Raw genomic sequence first — 26268 nt, 5'->3', positions numbered from 1 at the left:
TGGGCGCCGTGAGAGACATGGTCCCATGAGCCTGTGGGACTGGCTGTCGCGATGGAGCTGGGGCGGCGCGCCGGTGCCCGCCTTCTACGACGAGTCCTACCGGCTGCCCCTCACCGGCATCGAGTCCTCCGCGGGCATCGAGCCGCGCGGCGTGGACTTCACCACCTGGTATCTCCTGGAGGCCCGCTCGCTGCGCACCCAGGACGTGCACCACCCGCAGCCGGTGAGCCTCGCCGAACTGGCGCGCGTGCATGACGCCGCCTACCTGGAGTCGCTCGGCCAGCCGGAGACGCTGGCGCGCATCTTCGCCACCGACCCCGCTGACGTGCCGGTGGACGCGCTGCTGTCCAACCTGCGGCGGGTGTGCGGCGGCACGCTGGGCGCGGCGCGGCTCGCGGTGGCGCGTAAGGGCCCGGTGGTGAACATGGCGGGCGGCTTCCACCACGCCGGTCCGGCGCGCGGCGGCGGTTTCTGCGCGGTGAATGACATCGCGATAGCGCTCGCCGCCCTCCACGCGGATGGCTTCGACGGACAGGCCGTGGTGCTCGACCTGGATGCCCACCCGCCGGATGGCACGGCGGAGTGTCTGGCGGGACAGAAGCGGGCCTGGATTGGCTCGCTGTCCGGCAGCGACTGGGGCGCGTTGTCGCCCGAAGTGGATGAGACGCGCGTCCCCGAGGACACGGATGACAGGACGTACCTGGCCCTGCTCGACGGACTCTTGGAGCGCATGCCCCGGCCGGACGTGGCCTTCGTCATCGCGGGCAGCGACGTGCTCGCGGGAGACCGCTTCGGCCGCGTGGGCCTGTCCCTGGACGGCGCCCGTCGCAGGGACCGGGCCCTGGCGCGCGCCCTGCGTGGCATCCCCAGCGTCTGGCTTCCAGGCGGGGGCTACCACCGCGACGCGTGGAAGGTGTTCGCGGGCACCGTGCTCGTCCTCGCGGGGCAGGGCCGTCGCCGCATCAGGGCGCGCTATGACCCGCTGAGCGCGCGGTATCGGCGCATCGCCCGTTCACTGACGCGCGAGGGCGCGACGCCGCTGGACGAGCCCATCACCCAGGAGGACCTGGAGGGCGCCCTCGGCCTGAGCGGCGGCCAGCGCCCGCCGCGCATCCTCGGCTACTACACGGCGCAGGCGCTCGAGTACGCCTTCTTCCGCTACGGAATCCTCTCCTACGTGGAGCGGCTCGGCTACAGCCGGCTGCGCGTGGAAGTGAGCTCCGTGGGAGAGGGGGACCGGATGGAGGTGCACGGCTGCGCCGCGGGCCAGGAGCACCAACTGGTGGACTGTGTCGTGGAGCGCCGCGTGCTGGTGGGGGAGCCCTTCCTCTTCGTCAACTGGCTCAGCCTGCGCCACCCGCGCGCCCGCTTCAGAGAGGGGCGCTCGCGGCTCCCCGGCCAGGACGTGCCGGGCCTGGGCCTGGCGCGCGAGGCGACGGAGATGCTGCTCGTGATGGCCCGGCGACTCGCCCTGGCGGGCGTGGCCTTCCGTCCCATGTGGTTCCACCTGGCGGCGCTGGCGCGCTCGCGCTTCCGTTTCCTCGACCCGGCGCGGCAGGGGCGCTTCGAGGCGCTGCTGCGCGACCTGGAGCGGCTGCCTCTCATGGAGGTCTCCCAGTCGGTGGTGGACGGCCACGTCCTGCTCAACGGTCAGCCCTACGCATGGGAGGCGAGCGACATGGTGTCGCGCCTGGAGCCCGAGGCCGGAGACGTGGAGGCCATTGCCCGGGAGCGCGAGCGCTGCCGCTTCACCTGGGAACCCACCCGGCTGGCCACCGGAGCATGATAGGGGAGGGGCGTGGACCTGGACGCGCTTCGCCGTGAGCAGCACAAGCGCCGGCTCTCCTGGATGCCGTGGCTCTACTTTGTCCTCAAGCCCCGCCACCGCGAATGGGCGGACGCCTGGCAGCGCGAGGTGCAGTCGCTGCTGCGCGAACTGGAGACGGTGGAAATCGCGGAGGGGTGCTTCATCGCCCCGGAGGCGCGCATCTTCGCCGAGCCCGGCCGCACCGTCTCCATCGGCCCCGGGTGCAGCATCGCCGCGGATGTCTTCCTCCACGGCCCCGTGACACTCGGGCCCCGGGTGAGCATCAACGCCCGGGCGAGCCTGGACGGCGGCGCCGCAGGCATCCGCATCGGCGAGGGCACCCGCATCGCCACCGGGGCGACCCTCTACGCCTTCGACCACGGCATTGCCCCGGACCGGCCCGTGCGCGAGCAGCCCGTCACGTCGCGGGGGCTCGTCATCGGCGCGGACGTGTGGGTGGGGGCCAACGCCGGCATCACGGACGGTGTCTCCGTGGGGGACCACGCCGTGGTGGCCATGGGGGCCGTCGTCACCCGGGATGTGCCGGCGTGGGCCATTGTCGCGGGCGTGCCGGCCCGCGTCGTAGGCGACCGGCGGCAGCGGCCCCGGTCAGGTGCTCCGGGTGGATGGGAGCCCGAAGACGGAGCGTGAACTTCTCCCGCATTCATTGACTTCCAGTTATTGAGACCCAATATGCTTCGGGTCGACGTCGCCACGGGAGGGGAACCGCAGGGTCTGGAATCGTTCCCGGCAGCCGTAGGTGCTGTCTGGGCTCCAGCCCCTCCCCGATGAGGCGCTAGGGAGGCCAGCACGTGGCAGACGAGCAACGGGACGCGGCGGTCATGGACGCTCCCGGGAAGGCTTCAGGGACGGCTCCCGCCGACATGGCGTGTGACCTGCTCCCTCCCATGAAGTCGCAGGCATCACACGCCGGGAGCCACGTGGAGTCCGAGCGCTTCCGGCACCTGTCCGAGCTGCTGCACGAGGTGGTGTTCCAGCTCGACGCGCAGGGGCGGCTCACGGTGCTGGGCGGTGCCTGGGAGCGGCTCACCGGGACGCCCGTGTCCGCGTGGCGGGGCCGCGCGCTTCTGGAGGCCATCCACCCGGAGGACCGCGAGCGCGCCCAGGCGTTATTGGCGTACACGCCCGGCACCCCCGTTTCGCGCCAGGAAGTGCGCGTGGACACGGGCGGCGGCCATGGCGTCCGCTGGGTGGAGCTGTCCGCCCGGGCCCTGGCCACCGTGCCGGGCGAGGTGCTGGGGACGCTCCTGGACGTGACGTCGCGGCGCACCGCGGAGGAGGCCGTCACCACCCGCGAGCGCTACCTGGACGCCATGGTGCAGGTGCAGCGGCGGATGATGGGGCACGACTTGCCGGACGACCTGTACGGCGCCGTCGTCGAGCCGCTGGGCCACGTGTCCGCCGCCAGCCGCGTCTACGTCTTCGAGATGCACTTCGCCGACGACGGCACGCTGCTGGCGTCGCAGCGCGCTGAGTGGTGCGCGCCGGGGATTCCTCCCAACCTGGAGGACCCCAACATGCACGGCCTGCCCTTCGACGCGGCCCTGCGTCCCCACCAGTCCGAAAAGCTGCAGCGCGGCGAGCCGGTGCAGGGCCAGCCGCGCGACTTCTCGGAGCTGCTGGCGCCCATGCTGGAGGCGCAGGGCGTCCGCTCCGTGCTGCTGCTGCCCATGCACGTCCACGGGCAGCTCTTCGGCGTCATCGGCTTCGACAACTGCCGCGAACCCGAGTCCTGGGGCCCCATCGAGGTGAACCTGCTGTCGGGCGCGGCGGGCGCGCTGTCCCTGGCGCTGGAGCAGCGCTCGGCCAACGCGCTGCGCATGCGCACGGAGACGACGCTGCGGCGCACCGAGGCCGGCGTCCACCTGCTCATCGAGGCCTTCCCGGACCCGGTGCTGGTGCACGTGGGCGACGGCGTGCTGCTCTCCGTCAACCCGGCGCTGGTGCAGTACCTGGGCTTCCGCGACGCCTCGGAGCTGGTGGGCCGCCACATGCTGGACCTGGTCCGCCCCGAGGACCGGGGGGCCGCGCAGCTCCACCTGAGCCAGGCGCTGGAGGGCAAGAGCGCGGCGCGCGTGGTGGAGATGCCGCTGGTGCGCAGCGACGGCGAGGTGGTGGTGGCGGACCTGGTGACGCTGGCCGTGGTGCTGGACGGCTCGCCCGCGCGCATCACCGTGGCGCGCGACTTCACCGAGCGCAAGCGCACCCAGGCGCAGCTCATGCTGACCGACCGCATGGCCTCCATGGGCCTGCTGGCCGCCGGCATCGCCCACGAGCTGAACAACCCCCTGGCCTACGTGCTGTCCAACCTGGACTTCCTCCACAGCGCCGTGGGCGGCGTGCGTCCACGGATGCTCTCCCCGGAGGACATGGTGGAGCTGCGGCAGGTGCTCGACGACGCCCGCGAGGGCGCCGAGCGCATGCGCCAGATTGTCCGCCAGCTGCGCGTCTTCTCCCGCGTCGAGGACGGCAAGGAAGAGTCGGTGGACGTCCACGCGGTGCTCGAATCCGTGACGCAGATGGCCGCCAGCGTGGTGCGCGCCCGCGCCCGGCTGGTGAAGGACTACGGAGAGGTGCCGCTCGTCCGTGGCAACGAGGGCAAGCTGTTCCAGGTGTTCCTCAACCTCCTCATCAACGCCGCGCACGCCATCGACGAGGGCGATTCGGAGGCGAACGAAATCCGCCTCACCACCCGCACGGAGGTGGGCGGCCGGGTGATGGTGGTGGTGAGCGACACGGGCCAGGGCATCCCCCCGGAGCACCTGCGCCGCATCTTCGACCCCTTCTTCACCACCAAGTCCTCCGGCCTGGGCACCGGCCTGGGGCTGTCCATCTGTGACACGATTGTGACGGCGCTGGGCGGCCACATCTCCGTGGAGTCGTCGGTGGGCGCCGGCACCACCTTCCGCGTGGCGCTCAGCGCCGCGCCGCCCAAGGCCCCGGCGAACCGGCCGGGCGCGTGAGCGCTGAGACGGCCGGTGTCACCTCCGGCCCTCGCGCGGACTGTAGCCCCCTCGACGGCTCGTTCTTCCGGTACTGCACGCCCGCCCTGAAGCGTTATCCACTTCCACCCCGGGGGATGTCCCCTGGCGCCTTGGAGGCAGGCCATGCGCACCCACTTCGTCCGGCATCTGCTGGTGCTCTCGCTCGTGCTCGCGACGGGCGCCCAGGCGGCCAGCCAGCCTTGGCGGACCTCCCCGCATCCGGAGTCCTCCGCGTCTGGCCTGACGGGCGCGTGCGAGGACGCGCGGGACTTCCTGCTGGGCGCGGGCAGCGCTGACATCACCGGCCCCGCCGCCGAGGTGGGGATGATGGGCTACGGCATGCTGGAGCAGCAGACCACCGGCATCCACCAGCGGCTGCGCTCGCGGGCGTTCGTCATCGCCTCGCCCTGCAACGGCAAGCGGGTGGCCTTCGTCAGCGCGGACCTGGGCATGGTGTTCCAGGCGGTGAAGCAGCAGGTCGTGGAGCGGCTGCGCGCGCGTTATGGCGACCTGTACACCGACGACAACGTGCTGCTGAGCGCCACCCACACCCACTCCGGGCCCGGGGGCTATTCGCACTACACCCTCTACAACCTCACCACGCTGGGCTTCTCGCCGCAGAACTTCGAGGCCATCGTCTCCGGCATCGTCGCCTCCATCGTCCGGGCGCATGAGCGGCTCGCCGAGGGCACGCTGCGCCTGTCGTCGGGGGAGTTGTTCGGCGCCAGCCGCAACCGCTCCCCCAAGGCCTACCTGCTCAACCCGGCCGACGAGCGCGCCCGCTACGCGCACGACGTGGACACGCGGATGACGCTGCTGCGCCTCACCCGCGCGGATGGCGCCGACGTGGGGCTCATCAACTGGTTCGCGGTGCACGCCACGTCCATGGGCAACGGCAACACGCTCATCAGCGGCGACAACAAGGGCCTGGCCTCGTACCTCGCCGAGCAGGCGCAGGGGGCCGGGGACACGTTCGTAGCGGCCTTCGCCAACGCGAACGAGGGCGACGTGACGCCCAACATCCTGGGAGGCACCCACGGCGGCGGGGCCAATGACTTCGAGGACACGGACCTCTCCGGCCGCAAGCAGTACGACTTCGCCGCGAAGCTGTGGGCGGAGGCGAAGACGCCGCTCACGGGCGGCGTGGACTACCGGCACGTCTACGTGAAGATGGACGCGGTGGACGTAGCGCCAGCCTTCGCGGACGGCGCGCCGCGAGCCACCTGTCCGGCCGCCATCGGCGTGTCCATGCTGGCGGGGGCGGAGGACGGGCCGGGCGTCGGCGTGGAGGGCGTCACCTGCGCCGCCGGCCAGAATGCCTGGGGGCAGTTCAGTTGCTCGCTCACCACCACGCCGTGTCAGGCGGAGAAGCCCATCGTCCTGGAGATGGGCAGCATGCGGCCCTTTCCGTGGACGCCGGAGGTGCTGCCCCTGCAACTGGTCACCATCGGCAACCTGGCGCTGGTGGCGGTGCCCTTCGAGCTGACGACCATGGCCGGACGCCGCCTGCGCGACACCGTGGAGACGGCGCTGGCGCCCGCGGGCGTGACGGACGTCGTCATCGCCGGCCTGTCCAATGCCTATTCAGGCTACGTGACCACCCGCGAGGAGTACGCGCGCCAGGACTACGAAGGTGCTTCCACGCACTTCGGCCCGTGGACGCTCGCGGCCCTCCAGCAGAACTTCCATCTGCTGGCCACGTCGTTGCGAGACGGCGCCGGTGTGCCTCCCGGGCCCACGCCCAGGGATTTGCGCAAGGAGCAGCTCAGCCTGCAACCCGGCGTGGTGTTCGACGACAAGCTCTTGTGGGTGGACTTCGGCGAGGTCGTCACCGACGCGCGGCCCACGTACTCGCGCGGCGACACGGCGAGCGCCACCTTCTGGGGCGGGCATCCCAAGAATGACTTGCGCCTGGAGGGCACCTTCCTGCGCGTGCAGCGGCGCGAGCCGGACGGCACCTGGACGGACGTGGCCACCGACGCGGACCCGGCCACGCGCTACCAGTGGCGGCGCGAGAACTGCGTGCCCACGTTGGCGTGCTCCCACGTCACCGTGACGTGGGACATCCCCGACGACACGGTGACGGGCACGTACCGGCTCGTCCACGAAGGCAACTGGAAGTCGGGCTGGGACGGCAACGTGCGGCCCTACTCCGGTGCCTCACGGACCTTCACGGTGAAGTGACGCGCGGCCCGCGTCACAGCACCACCTCCGCGCGCATCAACGTGGACGCGGGCGTGGTCAGCCGGTGGGGCTGCACGCGGCGGATGAGCTCGCACAGCCGGGCGGATGGGTTGATGAACTGCACGCCCACGCCCGTGGACAACATGCCCCACGTCTGCGCCTGGGCGGCGTCCACGTGGCGCACCACCTCGCCCGCGCACTCCACCAGCTCGCCGGCCAGCAGCAGGGTGAACTCCAGCCGGTTGAACAGGCGCGGGAAGGGGTCCGCGCAGCACATGAAGAGCCCGCCCCGGCTCAGCTCCGTGCACAGCACCTCCACGTCGCCCGCGCCGGAGCGGCGCCGCACCCGCGCCACCCACGTCAGGGGCGGGGTGAGCGCGTTGGGCTCCGTCGCCGGGCCCTCTGTGTCCAGCCACGCCAGGGACGGCACCGGCGTGTGGCTGCGTGGCGGCGGCGTCTGGGGTGACAGGGCGTCCGCCAGCGGCTGGGCGGCGGCCAGCAGCAGGGCCTCCTTGAACTCCAGCGCGGTGGCGTAGCGGTCCTCGCAGCGGCGCGACAGCGCGCGCAGCAGCACCTCCGACAATGCGGGCGGAACCCCGGGCACCAGCAGGTGCGGCGGCGGCGCGCCCACCGGGCCCGTGCCCAGCGCCAGCTCCACCATCTGTCCCCGCTCGAAGGGAAGCTGCCCCGTGGACAGGTAGTAGGCCGTCACCGCCAGCGCGTAGATGTCCGCGCGTCCGTCCACCGGCTGCCCCGCGGACTGCTCGGGCGCCATGTACGCCGGCGTGCCCAGGACGATGCCCGCCGCCGTTTCATCCTCACCCGGGTGGGGACGACGCGCCTTGGCCACGCCGAAGTCCAGCACGCGCAGCGACGGCGGCTCGCCCGCGTGCCGCACCACGAAGAGGTTGTCCGGCTTCAAGTCCCGGTGCACCACGCCGCACCGGTGCGCCGCGTCCAGCGCGTCACACGCCTGCGCCAGCAGCGACACCAACGTCGCGGGCACCATGGGCCGGGGCAGGTGCGACATGGGCACGCCTTCCAGGTACTCCATGACGAAGTAGTGGATGCCGCCGGGCGCCTCGTTGATGTCGAAGATGTGGACGATGTTCGGATGGCCCACCACGTTGACCGTCCGCGCCTCCGCGTAGAAACGCGCGCGGAGGCTTTCGTCCCGGCCTAGGTGGGGGTGCAGCACCTTCACCGCCACCCGTGCGCCAATGCGCGTCTGCTCGCCCAGGTAGACGGTGCCCATCCCTCCCGCGCCCAGCCGGCGGACCAACCGGTAACTCCCCAACGTCTGGCCCGTGAGGTCCGCGGGAGGGGCTTCCGCGTCGCCCGTGGACAGATACACCTGCGTCCAGGGCTCGCCGCCACACGCCACATCGTAGGGATGCTCGGTCAGACAGAGCTCGCAGTGCATGGTTCCCTGAAGCAGACACCAGGGCGGCGCTCGGGCGCGCATCACCTCGGGCACGCACCGTCTGTCAGGTGGCAATGCGGCGCCGCTCCGTCGACCAGCGGACCGGTGACTCCTGCCGTGGGACGGCTGGCCTCAGCTCGCGGCGAAGGGGGCGGCGTCGACGCGCACACCCACGTACGACGGGAAGCGTGGCACGCCGTCGTTGGACAGCTCCTGGTAGCGGAAGGTGATGATGGCACCCACGGGTGGCGGCGATGCGCGCTCCGCGTCTGACAGGCCCGTGCCCACGCTGAAGCGCGTGCCGTTACGCAGCTCCACCTCCAGCGCGCCCAGGCGGCCCTTGTGGCGGCCCGCGCCAGCCACGTGTCCCACCACGCGCGCTTCGTCGTCCTTGAAGCTCTTCACCTTGAGCAGCGTGTGGGAGCGGCCCGCCTCGTAGCGCGACCCGGGCTGGCGCAGCATGAGGCCCTCTCCACCCAGTGCCTCCACGCGCGCCAGCTCCGCGCGCAGGTGCGGCGTGCCGTCACAGCGCGCGTGGGCGTGCCACTGCGCATACGCGGGCTTCGTCTCCTCCATCCACTGCCGGCAGCGCTCCAGCCGCACCTCGAAGGTGCCTTCCACGCCGGGCGCGTCGAAGGCGACGAAGGCCAGCTCCTTCCAATCATCGCTGCGGTCCTGCCGGCGGACGATGCTCACCGTGCGCTGGAAGCGCTTGCGCCCGCCGAACAGCTCACCGTCGAGCGGGAAGTCCGGCAGCCCCGCGGTGAACCACTCCGGCGCGAGGAACGCGTTGCCCAGCCGTGACCAGAACTGCTTCCCGTCCCAGTACGCGCGCACGCCGTCCAGCTTCTCGCTCATCCACCAGCCGGTGAGGTCCACGTCGTTCTCCCACGACTGGGCCAGCAGCAGGGGCGGGGCCTTGGTGTCGTCGCTGGCCGACGTGCTCCTCGTCGGACGCGCAGGGGCCGCGGGAGCGCCGGATGCGTCACCGCCGATGCGCGCATCCTCCGCGGCGTCTCCGCGCACGCGGCGCAGGTGCTTGCAGGTGCGCCGCTCGATGGCCACCGACTGGTTGCGCCAGGCGGGGCATGAACACGAATACACACCGCCGGTGTTCTTGAGGATGTAGGGCTTGGAACCCGAGCCCTGAACCGAGACCTGCTCCCCGTCCGCGATGTCCGCCATGACCGACCCTCCGTGCCGCATCCGGAGCGGCGATGGGATGAAGCATACCCCCCAGGGCTGACGCTTCAGGACGTGATGCGGTGGGCATTCCGCCTCGGATGGGGTGGCGTGAGGCCGTTGGGCACCCCACGATGGGGAGTGGGCCCCGGAACCAGGAGGAGTCGCATCAATGGTCGTCATCGTCATGGGGGTATCTGGAGCGGGGAAGACGACGGTGGGCCGCACCCTGGCGGCCGAGCTGGGCTGGCGCTTCATCGACGCGGATGACCTGCACCCGCGCTCCAACGTGGTGAAGATGGCCGCGGGCGCGCCGCTGACGGACGAGGACCGCGCCCCCTGGCTGCGCAAGCTGCGCGATGAAGTGGCCCGGGCGCTGGCGCAGGGCGAGGACGTGGTGATGGCGTTCTCCGGCCTCAAGCAGGCCTACCGCACGCTGCTGGAGGAGCTGGACCCCGCACACGTGAAGTGGGTGTTCCTGCACGCGCCGCATGAGGTGCTCGCCCGCCGGATGTCGCAGCGCCAGGGCCACTTCATGCCCGCGTCCCTGCTGGAGAGTCAGATGGCGGCCATGGAGCTGCCCTCGCGCGCACTCAGCGTGGACGTGACGCCGCCGCCAGCGGACATCGTGAAGCACATCCGTGATGAGCTGGGTGTCTGACGGCTGAACTCCCGCGCCGAAGCAGGAGGACAGCCCGTTCCTTGGTCACCCGGCTGGTGTATAGCGCTCTGTTGGGTTGCCACCTTTCCGCTTCACCCACCCTCGAGGACCCGCGCAATGCCCACCGCTTCGACGCCACCCATCTCCGCCCAGGATGCCCTTGCGCGCCTTCGGGAGGGCAATCAGCGGTTCGTCCTGAACGCGCGCAACATGGAGAACCCGCTCGGCCGCTCCGCCCGGCAGGCGCTGGTGGCGGGGCAGAGTCCCTTCGCCATCATCCTCTCGTGTTCGGACTCGCGTGCGCCGTCGGAGTACATCTTCGACCAGGGGTTGGGGGACCTGTTCGTCATCCGCGTGGCGGGCAACGTCGTCGCGCCGTCGCTGGTGGGCAGCGTGGAGTTCGCGGCGGCGAAGTTCGGCACGCGCCTGGCGGTGGTGATGGGGCATTCGCACTGCGGCGCCATCCAGGCCACGCTGGACTACGTGCGTGAGGGCAAGAGCGAGGCGTCCGAGAACATCCGCGACATCGTGGAGCGCTGCCTCGAGCCGGTGACGACGGTGGTGAGCGCCGCCGGGCCGAAGGCGGACTGGGAGTTCCTGATGAAGGAGGCCGTCCGCGCCAACATCCGCAACTCCTGCGACACTCTCCGCCATGGCAGCCGCCTGCTGGAGCGTCTGTGCCGCGAGGACGGCATGCGCATCGTCGGCGCCGAGTACTCGCTGGAGACGGGCGCGGTCGATTTCTTCAACGGCGTCTGAGAGAGGACACGTTCATGAAGAAGCTGGTCAACGCGCCTCGCGCGGTGGTGCGGGAGATGCTGGAGGGGTTGGTCTCGCTCGCCCCGGGGCAGGTGCTGCTGGAAGGGGAGTCGGTGGTGCTGCGCGCCGACACGCCTTCCGACGTCCGCGCGCGCAAGGTGGCTGTCATCTCCGGTGGCGGCAGCGGCCATGAGCCGGCGCACGCGGGCTACGTGGGCGCGGGCATGCTGGACGCGGCGGTGGCCGGTGACGTCTTCACCTCGCCCAGCACCGATGCCGTGCTGGCCGCCATCCGCGCCGTCGCGGGGCCCGCGGGCGCGCTGCTCGTCGTGAAGAACTACACCGGGGACCGGCTCAACTTCGGGCTCGCCGCCGAGCTGGCGCGCGCCGAGGGCATCCCCGTGGAGACGGTGGTGGTGGCGGACGACGTGTCCCTGCACGACACGGTGGAGCCCGCGCGGCGCCGGGGCATCGCTGGCACGGTGCTGGTCCACAAGGTCGCGGGCGCGGCGGCCGCGGCGGGCGCGGCGCTCCAGGACGTCCTCCACGAGGCCACCGCGGCGGCGGAGGCGCTGGGCACCATGGGCGTGGCCCTGGGGCCCTGCACCGTGCCCGCGGCGGGCAAGCCGGGCTTCACGCTGGAGGAGGACGAAATCGAGCTGGGCCTGGGCATCCATGGCGAGCAGGGCGTGCGGCGCGTGCCGATGCAGGCGGCGGACAGCCTGGTGGACACGCTGCTCACCACCATCGTCGAGGACCGGCGCATCAACTCGGGAGACCGGGTGGTGCTGCTCGTCAACGGACTGGGCGGCACGCCGCCCATGGAGCTGGCCATCGTCGCCCGGCGCGCGCTGGCCGCTCTGCGTCAGGGCGGCATCCGCGTGGAGCGCGCGTGGAGCGGGACGTTCCTCTCCGCGCTGGAGATGCCGGGCTGCTCGTTGACGCTGCTGAAGGTGGACGACGCGCGGCTGGCCCGCCTGGATGCGGCGGCGGATGCGCCCGCGTGGCCCGGCGCGGGTCGGCTGCCGAAGGAGCCGGGGGTGTACCGGCCTTCGTCCACGGCGTCTCCGGCATCGCTTCCGGCGGAGGCGCCGCAGCCGGGGATGGACCGCTTCCGGAAGGCCGCCTTGCGGGTAGCGGACGCGTTCGAGCAGTCGGAGCCCCGGCTGACCGCGCTCGACAGCGCCGCGGGCGACGGTGACCTGGGCCTCAGTCTGGTGCGTGGCGCCGAGGCGATTCGCGCCCTCCCGGAGGACGCGTGGACGAGCCCCGCGCGCGCGTTGACGGCCATTGGCAATGCCCTGCGGCGCAGCATTGGCGGCAGCTCGGGGCCCTTCTATGCGACGGCGCTGCTGCGCGCCGCGCGCAGGCTGGCGGAAGGGCCCGCGGATGCCGCCGCATGGGCCGAGGCCTTCGACCTCGCCGTCACCGCCGTATCGGAGCTGGGCGGCGCGCGGCCTGGGGACCGCACCATGCTCGATGCGCTCCGGCCCGCCGCCGACGCCTTCGCGAAGGGGGTGCGCGGCGGGCAGGGGGCTCGCGAGGCCTGGGCCTCGGCGGTGCACGCGGCCGAGGCGGGAGAGGAGGCGACGTCCCGGATGCAGCCGCGCCTGGGACGCGCCAGCTACCTGGGGGCGCGCGCCGTCGGTGTGTCGGACGCCGGCGCCGCGGCCGTGGTGGTGTGGATGAAGGCGCTCACACCAGGCATCGGCTGAGCGCCGTCGGGATTCGGACCTTCCGGCCTACTGCACCCAGCGTTTGCTGGTCTGGTACACGTCCATCAGGGGGGAGACCAGGGTGAGGCGCGGCCCCCAACGGGTGGCGTCCTCCAGGTCTTCAACCCGCAGGGATTTCAGTGAAAGAATTTCCGACATACAGGCCAGCGGCGCGTGCTGCCAGACACGGGTGAGGTCGTCGGCCGTCACGTCGCCGATGAGCTCGCCGTGCACGTCGTCCACCACCGGCATCCGGCTCAGGCCATACCGCTGCATCAGTGACAGTGCCCTCACCACCGTGTCCTTGGGGAAGAGCGTCACTGCCTTCGCCACCGTGTCCTCGCGCTCCACGTACAGTTCCGTCATCGCCGGCCTCGCCACCCTGTTGTTGCCCTGCGAGGCACCGTAGCAAGACAGTTGCCAACAACCGGGGCGTTGCCCGGCATGGGCGGGGAGGCAGGCGAGGGCTGGCTCCTGTCGCCCGGGTGACACCCTTCGTGGGACGAAGGCGGCTACAGCCGGATGCCCACCGAGGTCCGCAGTTGGGTGTCGAGCTTGGGGACGCCCAGGGGCGGAGAGTTGTCGAAGGTGAGGTTGAAGCCGATGCCCACCGAGAGGCGCTGGTTGGGTTTCACCTCGAAGATGGTGTCATTGAGCAGGCGGATGTCGGCGGGGTTCGTCACGCGGGGCTGGGCGTAGAGCGTCTGCACCAGGAAGACGTTCTCCATGAACTCCAGCCGCCCCAGCACGTAGCTGGACAGGCGCGGGTCGGTGCGGAACTCCCCGGCATCCGGTTCGGAATCCCGGCGGATGCGCTCGTGCTCCAGCATCAGCGCGAGCCCCACCACCAGCGTGGCCTTCGTGTCGGTCAGCACCCTCACCCGGGGCCCCGCGCCCAGCAGGGCCCGGAACTGGATGCGGCGGAACTTGTCGAACTCGTGTTGGAGGAACACCTCGCCGGAGAGCCGCTCCGTGAATCCGTAGCGGTAGCGGACGTGCTCCATCACCTTGCTGACGATGACCTCATCGGCGGCGAAGGCGTACTCCCCTCGGATGACGGCCAGCCAGGTGTGCGTCTCGCTGCGCCACTGGCCCAGCAGGGCGCCGCGCACGCTGAAGAGGTCGGTGCTGCCCGTGCGCCAGTCCGCGCCCAGGTCCACGGCCGCCGAACGCCCCGGGCCCGTGTTCTCGTCGAACAGCGCCTGGACGTTGACGATTTGCGCCGCCGCGCTCGCCGCATGAAGCCACACGAGCAGCAGCACCCACCTGCTGGATTTCCGTCCCGCCATGGCCCGGGTCTGCCCCGTCGGCCGGCATGTTTCAAGGGCTCCCGTGCAGCTCAGGGCAGGCGCTCCACCGTGGCCCCCGCGCGCTCCAGCAGCTCTCGATACCAGTCGAAGGCGCGCGCGGTCCGCTCGCCCAGGGCCTTGGCGCCCCAGAGCACGGTGAGGGTGCGGCGGGTGTCCGCGTTCGTCTTGGTGCGCTGCGCGTCCTTGACGGCGTTGGCGCACGGGCCTTCCGCGTCGAAGAGGCACAGCAGGCCCGCCAGGTCGATGCTCTGCCCGGATGCGTTGAAGACGTACTGCGCGCCCTCCGGGGCCACGCCCACGCGGAAGGGGGCGGTGGCCCGGTCCAGGTCCACCACGCTGATGGGCAGGCCGCTGTGCAGGGACACCGCGTTGCAGGCATCCACGGCCAGGTTGATGGCGCCCAGCGAGCCGTCACCCGAGGCACGCACCAGGTACTCCGACGCGGGCTTGCCGCGCCCGGTGGGCTTGTAGCCGCCGTGGCGGAGCATGTCGCGGATGGCGCCGCGCACGGTGTCGTCGCTGGACAGGGGGGCGGTGGCGCCGGGCTTCAGCAGGGCCACCAGCCACTCCGGGGAGGGCAGCTCGCCCAGGGGGCTGGGGAAGGTGGTGGTGAAGGCCAGGGTGCTCAGGGAGGGGTGGGCGTCGACGGTCAGCACGGCGCGGCAGTCTATGTCACGGCCCGAGTGGGGGCAGGTCCCACTTCCAGCCTGGGACCGGGGGCTCCCCCGCCTGTCGGCTCTCATGCAAGAGAAGTCGCTTTCCAGGGGTTCGGAACATTCTTTCCGGGGCGGGCTACGTGGCATAAGGGCGCCGCACCCGCTTCCGGGCCCCCCGCACGCACATGATTCGTCTCGACAACATCAGCAAGCAGAACGGCCAGCAGATTCTCTTCATCGAGGCCTCCGCGGCGCTCCACAAGGGGGAGAAGGTGGGCCTCGTCGGACCCAACGGGGCCGGCAAGACGACGCTGTTCCGGATGATTACCAGCCAGGAGCACCCCGACGAGGGCCAGGTCGCGGTCGACCGGGGCGTCACCATTGGCTACTTCAGCCAGGACGTGGGTGAGATGGAGGGCCGCAGCGCCGCCGCCGAGGTGATGGACGGCGCGGGCCCGGTGAGCACGGTGGCCGCCGAGCTGAAGGAGCTGGAGGCCGCCATGGCCGACCCGGACCAGGCGGACAACATGGACAAGCTCGTGGAGCGCTACGGCCTGGTCCAGGGGCGCTTCGAGGAGCTGGGCGGCTACGCGCTGGAAGGCCGCGCGCGGGAGATTCTCGCGGGCCTGGGCTTCACCCAGGAGATGATGGACGGCGACGTGGGCGCGCTGTCGGGCGGTTGGAAGATGCGCGTGGCGCTGGCCCGCATCCTCCTGATGCGTCCGGACGCGATGCTGCTCGACGAGCCGAGCAACCATCTCGACATCGAGAGCCTCATCTGGCTGGAGGAGTTCCTCAAGAACTACGACGGCGCGCTGCTGATGACGTCGCACGACCGCGAGTTCATGAACCGCATCGTGAACAAGGTGGTGGAGATCGACGGCGGCTCGCTGTCGACGTACACCGGCAACTACGAGTTCTATGAGCAGCAGCGGGCGATGAACGAGAAGCAGCAGCAGGCGCAGTTCGAGCGCCAGCAGGCCATGCTCGCCAAGGAGCTGAAGTTCATCGAGCGCTTCAAGGCGCGCGCCTCGCACGCCGCGCAGGTGCAGAGCCGGGTGAAGAAACTGGAGAAGATTGAGCGCGTGGAGCCGCCCAAGCGGCGCCAGACGGTGCTCTTCGAGTTCCAGCCGGCGCCGCGCTCGGGCGACGACGTGGTGAGCCTGAAGGGCGTTCACAAGGCCTACGGCAGCCGCATCATCTACGAGGGGCTGGACTTCCTCGTGCGCCGCACGGAGCGCTGGGCCGTCATGGGCGTCAACGGCGCGGGCAAGTCCACGCTGCTGAAGCTGGTGACGGGCTCCACGCAGCCGGACACGGGCAACGTGGCGCTGGGTGGCAGCGTGAAGATGGGTTACTTCGCGCAGCACGCCATGGACCTGCTGGATGGCGAGCGGACGGTGTTCCAGTCGCTGGAGGACGCCTTCCCCCGCGCGGGTCAGGGCTCGCTGCGGGCGCTGGCCGGCTGCTTCGGCTTCTCCGGCGATGAGGTGGAGAAGAAGTGCCGCGTGCTGTCTGGTGGTGAGAAGGCCCGGCTCGTCATGGCGAAGATGCTCTTCGACCCGCCGAACTTCCTGGTGCTGGACGAGCCCACCAACCACCTGGACATGGCCACGAAGGAGATGCTGATTACGGCGCTCTCCCGCTACGAGGGGACGATGCTGTTCGTCTCCCACGACCGTCACTTCCTGGCCGCGCTGTCCAACCGCGTGCTGGAGCTGACGCCCGAGGGCATCCACCAGTACGGCGGCGGCTACACGGAGTACGTCGCGCGCACCGGCCAGGAAGCGCCCGGTCTGCGGAGCTGAAGCACCGCGAGGGGCTCGGCGTCCGCCGGGCACATCGCGCTTCACGGCGGCTCAGGGCTCCACGCGGCCCTGGGCCGTCAGGGCGCTTCGCAGCGCCCGCATCTCACCCAGCAGCTCCTTCGCCGCGCCGAGCGTCGCGGCTGAAGGGGCCACTGGCGCGGGCAGGGCCGGCTCGGGATGCTGCGGCTCTCCCAGCCCGGCGTCCCGGTGCATGCGCACCCGCGCCATGATGACGTCGCGAATCTCCTCCGGATTGTCCACGCCCCGGAAGTGGGCCTCGTGCAGTCCTTCGGTGTGCGAGGCGTCCGCGTCCTGCGCGCCGCGCTTGCTGCCTCCGCCCGCCGTCTCCACCTTCACGTCGGCGATGCCGAACAGCCGCTGGAGCGGGTTCTGCCGGATGGAGACCTGCTGGATGTTGGCGAAGGTCATCGTCTTCTCCTGGATGGAGACGAGCCCTTCCCGGATGCGCAGGCTGCGGTCGGAGAGGATGTACCAGCGGTACTCGTAGTCGAGCCACGCCACCAGGAAGGTGATGGGGGCCTGCGCGGCGAACGCGAGCCAGGCGAACATTTCGAAGACGAAGAAGACCGTGTCCGCATGCGCGTAGGGCAGGTGCGGGACGAACCGGTTCTTCACCGCCACCCAGGTGAAAATCAGGCCCACCACGACGCCGGCCTGCCGCAGGCCCCAACGGAGCAACTGGAGCTGGCGATGGGTCGGGGCGGCGCGGAACACGCGAACCGCCGCCCCTCCGGGGATGTGCGGCGCGGGGGGCACCTTCAGCAGGCGCAGGAGCCAGGCAGGCGCGGCGTCAGACATCCTGCTTCTCCCGCGTGGCGCCGCTGTTCAGGCTGAGCCGTAGGGCGCGCACCTCCTCGGCAATCTCGCGGAGCGTGGCCGCCAGCGCGTCATGGTCACCGGCGGGCATGGCGCGTGCGCTCTCCTGCGTGGGCACTGCGCGCTCCCGGCTTCCCCGCATCTTCGAATAGAGGAAGTCCCGCATGGCTCCGAAGTCGGGCACGCCCTCGATGGTGATTTCCGCCTGCGAGTTGCCGCTCGCCGTCTGGATTTGGATGCGCGCCAGCCCCAGCCAGCGCTCCACCAGGTTGCTGGACAGGTGGATGTCCTGGATGCGCGCGTAGGTGAGGGACACCTCCCGCCGGAAGAGGATGCCCCAGCGGACGGTGATGCCCTCGTCGTCCAGCGTGTAGCGCAGCGTCTGGTACTTGAAGTAGCGGATGAGCCCGAGGATGGGAAAGCCGGGCCCGGCCAGCAGCGCGCTGACGAGGTAGTAGGTGAGCAGGCTGCGGTGCGGTTGCAGCACCGTGGGCAGGCGCGACAGGAAGGCCCCGTCACCACCGGGGACCACCGTCAGAGGGGAGGGCGACCCCGGGTCTGTCATGTGCGGCTCACCAGCAGGCGTCTTTCGCGAGAGAGGTCTCGGGCATTACGGCCCGGAGCATCTCTCATTTCACGCCTATTCGAACAATCGCCCCGCCAGCCGCGCCAGCTTCTGCGCCTTGCCCGTGAAGGGCGGGAAGAACAGGTGGACCAGGGACGTGCGCCCCTGGCGCAGCACCGCGCGCTCGTGGCTGAAGGTCCGGAAGCCCGTCTCTCCGTGATACGCGCCCACGCCGCTGGCGCCCACGCCGCCGAAGGGCAGGTTCGGATTCACATTGTGCAGCACCACCGTGTTGATGCACGTGCCGCCCGCGCGAGTCTCCCGCAGCAGCCGCTCCACCGTGGCCTCGTCGTTGCTGAACACGTAGAGCGCCAGGGGCTTGCCGTCCTCGCGCACGTGCGACACCACTTCGTCCAGGGACTCGAAGCGAAGCACCGGCAGCACCGGTCCGAAAATCTCCTCGGCCATGATGGGCGCGTCCGGCGTCACGTCCGCGAGCACCGTGGGCGCGATGTAACGCGACTCCGCGCCCACGCCGCCGCCCACCACCACGCGCGCGCCGGCCTCCACGGTGCGGTCCATCAAATGGCGCACCCGCGTGAAGGCGCTGTCATCCACCATGCGGCACAGGTCCAGGCTCGCGCGGCGCGCCTCCTCGGTGCGGCCGTAGAAGCGCTCCAGGGCCTCCTTCATCGCCTCCAGCAGCGCCTCTTCCTTCGAGGCGTGGACCCAGACGTGGTCGGGGGCGATGCACGTCTGTCCGCCGTTGAGGAACTTGCCCCACACCACGCGCTCGGCCGCGGCGGCGACATCCGCCGTCTCATCGACAATGACGGGCGACTTGCCACCCAGCTCCAACGTCACGCTGGCCAGGTGCTTCGCCGCGGCCTCCATCACCCGCCGGCCCACGCGGGCCCCGCCGGTGAAGAAGAAGTGGTCGAAGGGCAGCCGCAGCAGCGCCTCGCCCACCTCCGGGCCGCCCTCCACCACCGCGACCTCTTCTGGGGGAAAGACATCCTTCACCAGCTCCGCGATGAAGCGCGCCGTGTTGGGCGTCTTCTCACTGGGCTTGCACAGGACGGCGTTGCCCGCGGCCACCGCGGCGACCAGCGGTGACACCAGCAGGTGGAAGGGGTAGTTCCACGGGGCCATCACCAGCACCACGCCCCGGGGCTCGTACTGCACCAGGCTGGACGTGCCGGTGAGCAGCAGGGGTGTGGAGACCTTCCGGGGCTTCATCCACGTCTTGAGGTGCTTCTGGATGGAGGCCAACTCCATCAGGACGGGGAGGACCTCGGTGGCCTCCACCTCCGCGCGCGGCTTGCGGAAGTCGGCGTGGAGCGCCTCGGCCAGGGCCTCGCGCCGGGCGACGAGCAGCGTCTTGAGCTGCTCCAGCCGGGCCAGCCGTTCCTTCATGCCGCGGCGCGCCACCTCCCAGCGATGCGCATGAAGGCGGTCGAACGCCTCCTGCACACCGTCCGGCATCCGTGCTTCTTCCAGCTTCACCACGCGCATCGCCCGGCTCCTTCCGGAGGTGCCCCGGCCTGGGTTGCCTACTCCATCAGCCGGGTCGCGCGGGAGGCCAATTCCTGCGCCTTCCCGCGATACGGCGGGAAGAACACCGAAGCCAGCGACTTCATCCACTGAACCATCACTGCCCGCTCATGGCTGAACGTCTTGAAGCCGAAATGGCCGTGGTAGTTCCCCAGGCCACTGGTACCAACCCCTCCGAACGGGAGGTTGGGGTTCGCGAGGTGGACGAGCACGTTGTTCACCACCGCGCCACCCGACGTGGTGTTCTGGAAGATGTCTTCCACCGCCCGCTTGTCCTGGCTGAACACGTAGAGGGCCAAAGGCTTCCCGCCCGCGCGGATGTGCGCGTAGACCTCTTCACGGGACTGGAAGGTGAGCACCGGCAGCACCGGCCCGAAAATCTCGCCCTCCATCACCGGGTTCTCCGCCGTCACGCCGGACAGCACGGTGGGCGCGATGTAGCGCGAGGGCTCGTCCGTCTCCCCGCCCACCTCCACCTTCGCTCCCGCGGCCACCGAGCGCTCGAGCAGGTCCTTCACCCGCCGCCACGCCACCGGGTCCACCAGCCGCGTCAGGTCAGGGCTCGCCTGCCGCTCCTGCTCGGTGCCGCCGTAGAAGCGCGTGATGGACGCCTTGAGCGCGTCCAGGAACGCCCGCTCCTTCGACGCGTGCACGAACACGTAGTCCGGCGCCACGCACGTCTGGCCGCCGTTGACGAACTTGCCCCAGCACAGGCGCTCCGCCGCGGCGCCGACGTCCGCCGTCTCATCGACGATGACGGGCGACTTGCCACCCAGCTCCAGCGTCACGCTGGCCAGGTGCTTCGCCGCGGCCTCCATCACCTTGCGGCCGATGCGCGTGTTGCCGGTGAAGAAGATGTGGTCGAAGGGCAGCTCCAGCAGCGCCTCCGCCGTCTCCGCGCCGCCTTCGAACAGCGCCACCTCGTTCTCGGGAAACACGTCCGTCACCAACTGCGCCAGGAAGCGCGAGGTGTGCGGCGTCTTCTCGCTGGGCTTGCAGATGACGGTGTTGCCCGCGGCGATGGCGGCCACCAGCGGCGACACCAGCAGGTTGAAGGGGTAGTTCCACGGCGACAGCAGCAGCACCGTGCCGCGCGCCTCGTAGCGCACGTGGCTGGACGAGCCCGCCAGCAGCATCGGCGTGCCCACCCGCATGGGCTTCATCCACGACTTGAGGTGCCGCACCGTGTGGTTCAGCTCCTCCAGCGTGGGGTGCAGCTCCGTCAGCTCCACCTCCACCGCGGGCTTGCGGAAGTCCGCGTGGATGGCGTCCGCCAGCTCCGCGCGGCGGGCGATGATGGCTTCACGCAGCCGCTTCAGCCGGGCGATGCGTTCAGCGGCCGTGGTGCGGGACATCGTCCAGCGGTGCGCGCGCTGGGCTTCGAACACCGCGCGGATGCGCTCGGTGTCCGCGGTGGGCTGCGTGTGGGCTTGAGACGTTGCTTCGAGCATGGGGTTCTCCAGAGGATGGGAAAGGAGGCTCAGCGGGACTCCAGCCCGCGAAGAAGGGTGGTGAGGGCCGTCGTCAGCTCGGCGGTGAAGTCGACGCGCAGCGGCGCCAGGTGGGGCAGTGCCTCCAGCACCTCGCGCGCCACCGGGGCCACGTCCGCCATCTGCCGCAGGCCCGTCACCAGCGCGTGCAGGTGGATGAAGAAGCGCGGGCCTTCTCCGGCATGGAGGAAGGGCAGCCGCTGCTCCACCAGCGTGCCCGCGCGGAGCAGCGCCGCCAGCAGCCGCTCCTTGAACGGGCGGAGCTGCTCGGCCGTCACGTTCTGCTCCAGCACCGTCTGCAGCAGCGCGAGCAGCCGCGTCAGGGCCACCTCGCCCTCCAGCGACTCGGCCACCGTGCGCGCCAGCCGGGGCCCCGTCCAGGCCGACGAGTCCTCCACGAGCAGCCCGTCCAGCCGGGCGAACCACGCGAAGAGCAGGTCCTCCAGCAGCGCCAGGAACAGCGCCTCCTTGGTGGGGAAGTAGAGGAACACCGTGCCCTTGGCCAGCATCGCCCGGCCGGCCACGTCCGCCATCTTCACCTCGGCATAGGACGTCGCCTGATACAGGGCCAGGGCCTCATCCAGGATGAGCTGCCGCCGCGCTTCCTTGTCTTCGTCCTTCCGAGCTCGCTGGGGCAGGGCCCGATTCGCCTTCGCCGCTGAGGTGCTGGCCATGGCTCATGGATGAGTGACCCACGGTCACCCGTCAAGTGACTGAAGGTCATTTGTCCGCCAGGTGGCGGGGTGAGGGCGTGTGTGCTGGAGTGTGCTCCATGCGTCCCATCGAGGCGGAGCTCCTGTCGGGCAGCGCGCTGTACCGGGAGGTGGTGTTGGAGAAGCTGCTCCACGCCCGGGAGTCGGTGTGGATGGCCACGGCCAACGTGAAGGCGATGTTCGTGGAGCACGGCGGCCGTTTCGTCCCGCTGGTGGACGTGCTGGACACGCTCGCCGCGCGTGGAGTGGCGCTGCGGCTGTTGCACGCAGAGCTGCCGAGCCGGCCCTTTCGCGCCGCCTTCGACCGGCAGGCGCGGCTGGTGGCGGGTGGCTTGTCGCTCAAGGTCTGTCCGCGCGTGCACTTCAAGGCGGTGGTGGTGGATGGCGCCTGGGCATACCTGGGCAGCGCCAACCTCACCGGCGCGGGGCTGGGCGCCAAGGGCGACTCCGCGCGCAACTTCGAGCTGGGCTTCGTCACCGAGGACTTCGACGTCATCGACCGGGTGACGGCGCTCTACGAAGCGGTGTGGAGCGGCGCCGAGTGCAAGGCGTGCAAGCTCCGCGCGGTGTGTCCCGACCCCATTCTGCCCGCAGGCAAGCGAGCGCCCACGCCGCGCCGTCCTCGCGCGGATGCCCCTCGTCTGGGCAAGGCGCGCCGTCTCCAGCGGGGTGCGAAGGCCGCCAAGCGCTAGGTTGGCCACACAGCGCGGAAGATGCGCCCGGCCACCCTCTCCGCCACTTCACCTCCCGCGTTGGAGTCGCAGCTCGAGCCGCGGCGCCGCGGAACGGTGTGGCGTGTCGCGCTGAACCGTCAGCAGGTGTGGCGACGGAGCCCGGGCTCATCGAAGAAGTCCCGGGGCGAGGCCTGGTCCACGAGCATCCCCTCATCGAGGAGCAGCACGTGGTCGGCGACCATGCGCGCCAGCGGGAGGTGCTGCGTGACGAGCACCACGGTGCGCTCGGCCCGCAGCATCAGCAGTCGCCGCGCCAACCAGCGGATGCCGTCTCCCGACAGTCCCACTTCGGGCTCGTCCAGGAGGACCAGGGGCGCCTTGTTTGCGATGGCGACGGTGAGCAGGGCCAGCCGCCACAGCCCTTCGGGCAGCAGCGCCACCGGCCGCTCGCGCAGACGGTCCAGCCGCACCGCCGCCGCTGGCGCGCAGGCCCACACGGACTCCAGTGTCTGGCGCGCATCGGGGCCGAGCAGCTCGCCCAGTGTGCGGGACTCCGCGGGCCGGCCTTGGGGCACCACCGCCTGCGCCGATACGGGAAGGCGGAGCTGGCCCCGCACCCAGAAGTCAGCGCCGTCTCCGAGCCGGTCGTTGACCAGGGCCCGCAGCAGGGTGCTCTTGCCACTGCCACCCGGGCCCAGCACCACGCTGGCGCGCCGCCAGGGCAAATCGAAAGAGAGCTTCGCCAGCACCGCGCGAGGGCCATAGCCGGCGCCCAGGTCCCTGGCTTGAATCACGGCGCTGCGCTCCTTTCTCAATGCCGAGGGGGACGGCTTTCAGCGGGGGGCGGCCAGGGCCTCCTGTTCGGGAGGAGGCATCGCGCCGTGTTCGCCCAGGAGGTTCGTGGCGAGCCGCTCCAGTGTCTCCCGCCACTCCGCGCGCTCCACGGCGGTGGGATTCTCGATGCAGTCGTCCAGCACGTCGTCCACGCCCAACAGGGGATGGGCGAGCTCCGCCAGCCGCTCGGCGCTCAGCGAAGGGTCCAGCTCCAGGCTGAGCAGGAGTGAGCCCAGCAGCGCCTGGTCGTGCTCGCGCAGCTCGGGGCGGAGGTTCACTTGTGTGAGCAGCTCTGCGAACACCGCGATGTCCTGCCACAGCCTCCGGCCGGACACGGCGTCATGGCCATCCTGCCCGCGCAGCCAGTCCAGCACCGCCGCCTGGAGCCGCCGCAGCTCGGTGCGGTCCTCGATGCGCAGGTCCTCGTAGATTTCCCGGCCCGTCAGCTCGGAGAAGCACACCGCGGCCCGGCGCAGCACGGGCGCCAGCCACGGCGCCGTGGGCTCCGCGCGCGTGAGCAGCCCCCGGCGGAACAGCACGTAGGCCTGACGCACCTTCAGCGACCGCTCCAACTCCTGGGTGAGGAGTCCTTCCAGCCGGGGCGTCAGCCCCTCATGCGCGCACAACGCGCGCTCCACCGCGGCGGCGCACTTGAAGAGGCGGCGCCGGGCGCTGCTGCACATGGCGATGATGTTCCAGGGCGCCTCGGAGGCCGTCATCGCCCCCAGCCGCTCCGGCCGTTCGCCCAGGTCCAGGCGCGCCATGAAGGCCAGGTCCGCGATGCGCTGCCGCCGGGTGTCGGCCACGAAGCCCGGCAGGTCCTCATCCTCTTCGTAATGGGCGCGAACGGAGCCCATCGCCTGGGCCCCCGCGAGGACGGCGTTCCGCAGCGCCGGCACGGACTCCTGCAAGAGGCGCGGGGCCTCCTCCTGCTCGCACCGGCGCAGGTCCACCTGCCGCGCCAGGTGAATCGCGTCCGTCAGTGCTGTCTGTAATTGACCGGGCGTCAAGGGAGGCAGCTCCGAGGCCAGCGGTGGAAGCGCCGGCAGGGTGGGCGTCGCGTTCTATGTTTTTGTAGTGTTTGTGGATAAATATTGTCAAATCGCCATGAAGTGCGGGAATCAGTCTGAAAGTCCGCTGAGAGTCGGAACTCCCGGAGTCCCGCGTGCCAGGTACCGCACCCACGAGGTGTCAATGACTTGCGCGTCACCCGCTGAATCGCGCAGCCCTGCCTGACAACGTTTGGGAATGTTGAGCGCCTGTGGTGACTGGCAGGGATTGCTGGGAGCCAGCGGCTTCCCGGCTCCAGGGCGTGACTACTCCGGGACTTCGGACGTGCCCGCGATGGGGCCCTTGCCGGGCGCTTCCTCCATCAGGGCCTCGGCGGGTGGTGGCGTGCCGTCGCCCTGCGGCTGCTTCTGCCGGTCCCGCCACGCGCTGGGGGACTCGCCCACCAACTTGCGGAAGAGGCTGCTGAAGTGCTGGAGCGAGGCGCAGCCCACCTCCACCGCCACCGCGGTGAGCTTCATGTTCGACTCGCGCAGCAGCGACTGCGCCATGCGCACCTGCACCGCGTTGAGCTCCGCCTGGAAGGACGTGCTGGCCTCCTTCAGCCGGCGTTGCAGCGTCCGTTCGGACATGCCCATCTCCCGGGCCACGTCCGACAGATTCACCTCCGGCAGCCGGCCCCGCATCACCTGGTGCAGCTCGCGCAGCAGGGGAGACTGGCCGGTGGCCTCCGCGACCAGTCCGTTGAGCTCCGCCAGCAGCGCCGCGGCCTCGGCCTCCGGCTGCCCCAACCACTGAAGGGCGGTGTCGGGAGCGGTGAAGGCCCGGCTGGGATAGGCCCCGGACAGCAGCGTGTAGAAGCCGCCCACCACCGCGCCCACCACGCCTTCAGGCCGCACCAGCGCCTGCTTCAGCACGGAGGTGCTGAAGTCCTTCTCGCGGGGCTGCATGTATTTGACCAGGGCGGCAAAGGCCATGGGGTCCGCGGCCTCCAGCCGGCGCGCGTCCACCAGCGAGGCATGCGGCTTGGCGGGGGACAACTCCACGTCCAGCACCTGGACGAGCCGGCGCACCTCGGCCTCTCCGGGGCGTCCCCAGAGGATGAAGCCGCACAGGTCCACCGAGGCGTACCAGTGGAGGAAGCCCTCCCCGACTAGGTAACGGCCGTGGGGGTCCCGGAGGTAATCTTCGAGTCCGTCTGCCGATCGCACGGCTTGGCAGAATAGCGCTTCACCACCCGTGCCACCCACAACGGATTGATGGGGGAAAGCCCGGTCGTCAGCTCTGGACGGAGCCTGGACGTCCGAGCGAGCTCCTCGGTGAGGGCTGGAAGCTCGTACCAGGGCACCTGCGGCTTCAGGTGATGGGCCTGGTGGTAGCCCGCGTTGAAGAACCACCGGTTGTAGAAGGCGGAATAGGACGTGGTCCCCAGGGCGTCCTTCTGCTCGGAGTCCGTTTCGAAGTGGGCCGCCAGGTTGAGCCAGTGGATGCAGAACTGCGTCACCAGCAGCACCCCCCACCAGGCCAGGCCCAGCGCGGGCTTCCACACGATGAGCGCCAGCAGCGCGCCGTCCACCACCAGGAAATCCACCGCCAGCTCCAGCCGCTGGTTCTTCTTCTTCGCCGACTGCCAGACCTTGCCCAGCGTCTCGTAGGGCCACAGCCACGGCGTCAGCGCCGAGCGCAGGCAGTAGCGGAAGACGCGCTCTCCGGGACGGCGGCGGCCCCAGTCGCCCGGGCCGTCATCGTACCGGTGGTGGTTGAAGTGATGGATGAAGTAGCCCCGGTAGGGGAACCCACACGCCATGCCCAGCGCACGGGACACCACCCAGTGCGCCAGCGGAGGCCGGGCGATGGACACGTGCATGTGGTTGTGCAGGACGGCGTAGTTCCAGAAGCAGATGGCCCAGCCCAGCAGGCACATGGCCAGCCGCCCCGCCCAGGGAAGCGCGTCCCAGCTCCAGATGAAGGCTGGGAACCACCCCCACCACAACGCATGAACCGCGAGCTGCGGCAGGTCGGCTGAAGGGGGCGGGGCGGCTGGCCATGTGCCTGCTGGGCTGGGCCATCTGCTTCTGGAACT

General features: G+C 70.6%; 23 protein-coding genes. 9 read left to right on the top strand and 14 right to left on the bottom strand.

Features of this window, described 5'->3' with window-relative positions; genetic code table 11:
- Positions 1-25 precede the first annotated feature (25 nt).
- The 4 genes from FMP39_RS18175 (at position 26) to FMP39_RS18160 (ending at position 6996) form a co-directional block, all read left to right on the top strand.
- Positions 26-1786 (top strand): histone deacetylase, encoded by a 1761-nt coding sequence (locus FMP39_RS18175; RefSeq protein ID WP_141591618.1) that lies wholly within the window; start codon positions 26-28, stop codon positions 1784-1786.
- Between the two features lie 12 nt (positions 1787-1798).
- Entirely contained in the window at positions 1799-2458 is a 660-nt protein-coding gene (locus FMP39_RS18170) for an acyltransferase (RefSeq protein ID WP_141591617.1), read from the top strand.
- Between the two features lie 161 nt (positions 2459-2619).
- Complete coding sequence (locus FMP39_RS18165) at positions 2620-4791, top strand: ATP-binding protein (RefSeq protein WP_141591616.1); 2172 nt, start codon at positions 2620-2622, stop codon at positions 4789-4791.
- 144 nt (positions 4792-4935) lie between these two features.
- Positions 4936-6996: a neutral/alkaline ceramidase gene (locus FMP39_RS18160; RefSeq protein ID WP_141591615.1), complete on the top strand. Its 2061-nt coding sequence runs from the start codon at positions 4936-4938 to the stop codon at positions 6994-6996.
- Positions 6997-7009: 13 nt separating this feature from the next.
- Here FMP39_RS18160 and FMP39_RS18155 read toward each other — a convergent pair whose 3' ends face one another.
- Positions 7010-8419: a serine/threonine-protein kinase gene (locus FMP39_RS18155; RefSeq protein ID WP_141591614.1), complete on the bottom strand. Its 1410-nt coding sequence runs from the start codon at positions 8417-8419 to the stop codon at positions 7010-7012.
- A gap of 132 nt (positions 8420-8551) precedes the next feature.
- Entirely contained in the window at positions 8552-9604 is a 1053-nt protein-coding gene (locus FMP39_RS18150; protein WP_194858447.1) for a DNA ligase, read from the bottom strand.
- Between the two features lie 169 nt (positions 9605-9773).
- On the opposite strand from FMP39_RS18150, the gene FMP39_RS18145 reads away from it, so the two are divergent.
- The 3 genes from FMP39_RS18145 (at position 9774) to FMP39_RS18135 (ending at position 12736) form a co-directional block, all read left to right on the top strand.
- Positions 9774-10262 (top strand): gluconokinase, encoded by a 489-nt coding sequence (locus tag FMP39_RS18145; protein ID WP_141591612.1) that lies wholly within the window; start codon positions 9774-9776, stop codon positions 10260-10262.
- Positions 10263-10379: 117 nt separating this feature from the next.
- Positions 10380-11021: a carbonic anhydrase gene (locus FMP39_RS18140; RefSeq protein WP_141591611.1), complete on the top strand. Its 642-nt coding sequence runs from the start codon at positions 10380-10382 to the stop codon at positions 11019-11021.
- A gap of 14 nt (positions 11022-11035) precedes the next feature.
- Positions 11036-12736, top strand: a complete 1701-nt coding sequence (locus tag FMP39_RS18135; protein WP_141591610.1) for a dihydroxyacetone kinase family protein — start codon at positions 11036-11038, stop codon at positions 12734-12736.
- A 27-nt stretch (positions 12737-12763) separates the two neighbouring features.
- Here the strand turns inward: FMP39_RS18135 and FMP39_RS18130 are convergent, their stop codons facing one another.
- The 3 genes from FMP39_RS18130 to FMP39_RS18120 form a co-directional block, all read right to left on the bottom strand.
- Positions 12764-13102, bottom strand: coding sequence for a CBS domain-containing protein (locus tag FMP39_RS18130; protein WP_228558084.1), 339 nt, complete (start codon positions 13100-13102; stop codon positions 12764-12766).
- Positions 13103-13248: 146 nt separating this feature from the next.
- Complete coding sequence (locus tag FMP39_RS18125) at positions 13249-14025, bottom strand: YdiY family protein (RefSeq protein ID WP_141591608.1); 777 nt, start codon at positions 14023-14025, stop codon at positions 13249-13251.
- 50 nt (positions 14026-14075) lie between these two features.
- Positions 14076-14702, bottom strand: a complete 627-nt coding sequence (locus FMP39_RS18120; RefSeq protein ID WP_141591607.1) for a phenylalanine--tRNA ligase beta subunit-related protein — start codon at positions 14700-14702, stop codon at positions 14076-14078.
- A gap of 185 nt (positions 14703-14887) precedes the next feature.
- On the opposite strand from FMP39_RS18120, the gene FMP39_RS18115 reads away from it, so the two are divergent.
- Complete coding sequence (locus FMP39_RS18115) at positions 14888-16510, top strand: ABC-F family ATP-binding cassette domain-containing protein (RefSeq protein WP_090486165.1); 1623 nt, start codon at positions 14888-14890, stop codon at positions 16508-16510.
- 51 nt (positions 16511-16561) lie between these two features.
- Here FMP39_RS18115 and FMP39_RS18110 read toward each other — a convergent pair whose 3' ends face one another.
- The 5 genes from FMP39_RS18110 to FMP39_RS18090 all read right to left on the bottom strand — a co-directional run bounded on the left by FMP39_RS18110 (position 16562) and on the right by FMP39_RS18090 (position 21630).
- Entirely contained in the window at positions 16562-17329 is a 768-nt protein-coding gene (locus tag FMP39_RS18110; RefSeq protein WP_141591606.1) for a PH domain-containing protein, read from the bottom strand.
- Complete coding sequence (locus FMP39_RS18105) at positions 17322-17912, bottom strand: PH domain-containing protein (protein ID WP_141591605.1); 591 nt, start codon at positions 17910-17912, stop codon at positions 17322-17324. Before FMP39_RS18105 ends, FMP39_RS18110 begins: the two co-directional genes overlap by 8 nt.
- A gap of 75 nt (positions 17913-17987) precedes the next feature.
- Positions 17988-19427 (bottom strand): aldehyde dehydrogenase family protein, encoded by a 1440-nt coding sequence (locus FMP39_RS18100; protein WP_141591604.1) that lies wholly within the window; start codon positions 19425-19427, stop codon positions 17988-17990.
- Between the two features lie 38 nt (positions 19428-19465).
- Positions 19466-20917, bottom strand: coding sequence for an aldehyde dehydrogenase family protein (locus FMP39_RS18095; RefSeq protein WP_141591603.1), 1452 nt, complete (start codon positions 20915-20917; stop codon positions 19466-19468).
- Positions 20918-20946: 29 nt separating this feature from the next.
- Positions 20947-21630, bottom strand: a complete 684-nt coding sequence (locus tag FMP39_RS18090) for a TetR/AcrR family transcriptional regulator (RefSeq protein ID WP_141591602.1) — start codon at positions 21628-21630, stop codon at positions 20947-20949.
- Positions 21631-21728: 98 nt separating this feature from the next.
- Here FMP39_RS18090 and FMP39_RS18085 point away from each other — a divergent pair, with 98 nt between their 5' ends.
- Complete coding sequence (locus FMP39_RS18085) at positions 21729-22361, top strand: phospholipase D-like domain-containing protein (RefSeq protein ID WP_090486147.1); 633 nt, start codon at positions 21729-21731, stop codon at positions 22359-22361.
- 119 nt (positions 22362-22480) lie between these two features.
- On the opposite strand, the gene FMP39_RS18080 is transcribed toward FMP39_RS18085, so the two are convergent.
- From FMP39_RS18080 to FMP39_RS18065, 4 genes are all read right to left on the bottom strand, one after another.
- Entirely contained in the window at positions 22481-23137 is a 657-nt protein-coding gene (locus FMP39_RS18080; protein WP_194858446.1) for an ABC transporter ATP-binding protein, read from the bottom strand.
- A gap of 39 nt (positions 23138-23176) precedes the next feature.
- Entirely contained in the window at positions 23177-24187 is a 1011-nt protein-coding gene (locus tag FMP39_RS18075; protein WP_141591600.1) for a hypothetical protein, read from the bottom strand.
- Between the two features lie 306 nt (positions 24188-24493).
- Positions 24494-25258 carry a helix-turn-helix transcriptional regulator gene (locus FMP39_RS18070; RefSeq protein ID WP_194858450.1) on the bottom strand — a complete coding sequence of 255 codons (765 nt, stop codon included), beginning with the start codon at positions 25256-25258 and terminating at the stop codon, positions 24494-24496.
- Positions 25259-25338: 80 nt separating this feature from the next.
- Complete coding sequence (locus FMP39_RS18065) at positions 25339-26178, bottom strand: fatty acid desaturase (protein WP_228558083.1); 840 nt, start codon at positions 26176-26178, stop codon at positions 25339-25341.
- Between the last annotated feature and the right edge of the window lie 90 nt (positions 26179-26268).

The organism is Myxococcus sp. AB056, from assembly GCF_006547365.1.
In the GTDB taxonomy this organism is placed as follows: domain Bacteria; phylum Myxococcota; class Myxococcia; order Myxococcales; family Myxococcaceae; genus Myxococcus; species Myxococcus virescens.
Note: the sequence above shows the minus strand (reverse complement) of the source record. Positions and strands in the feature narration are given on the sequence as shown.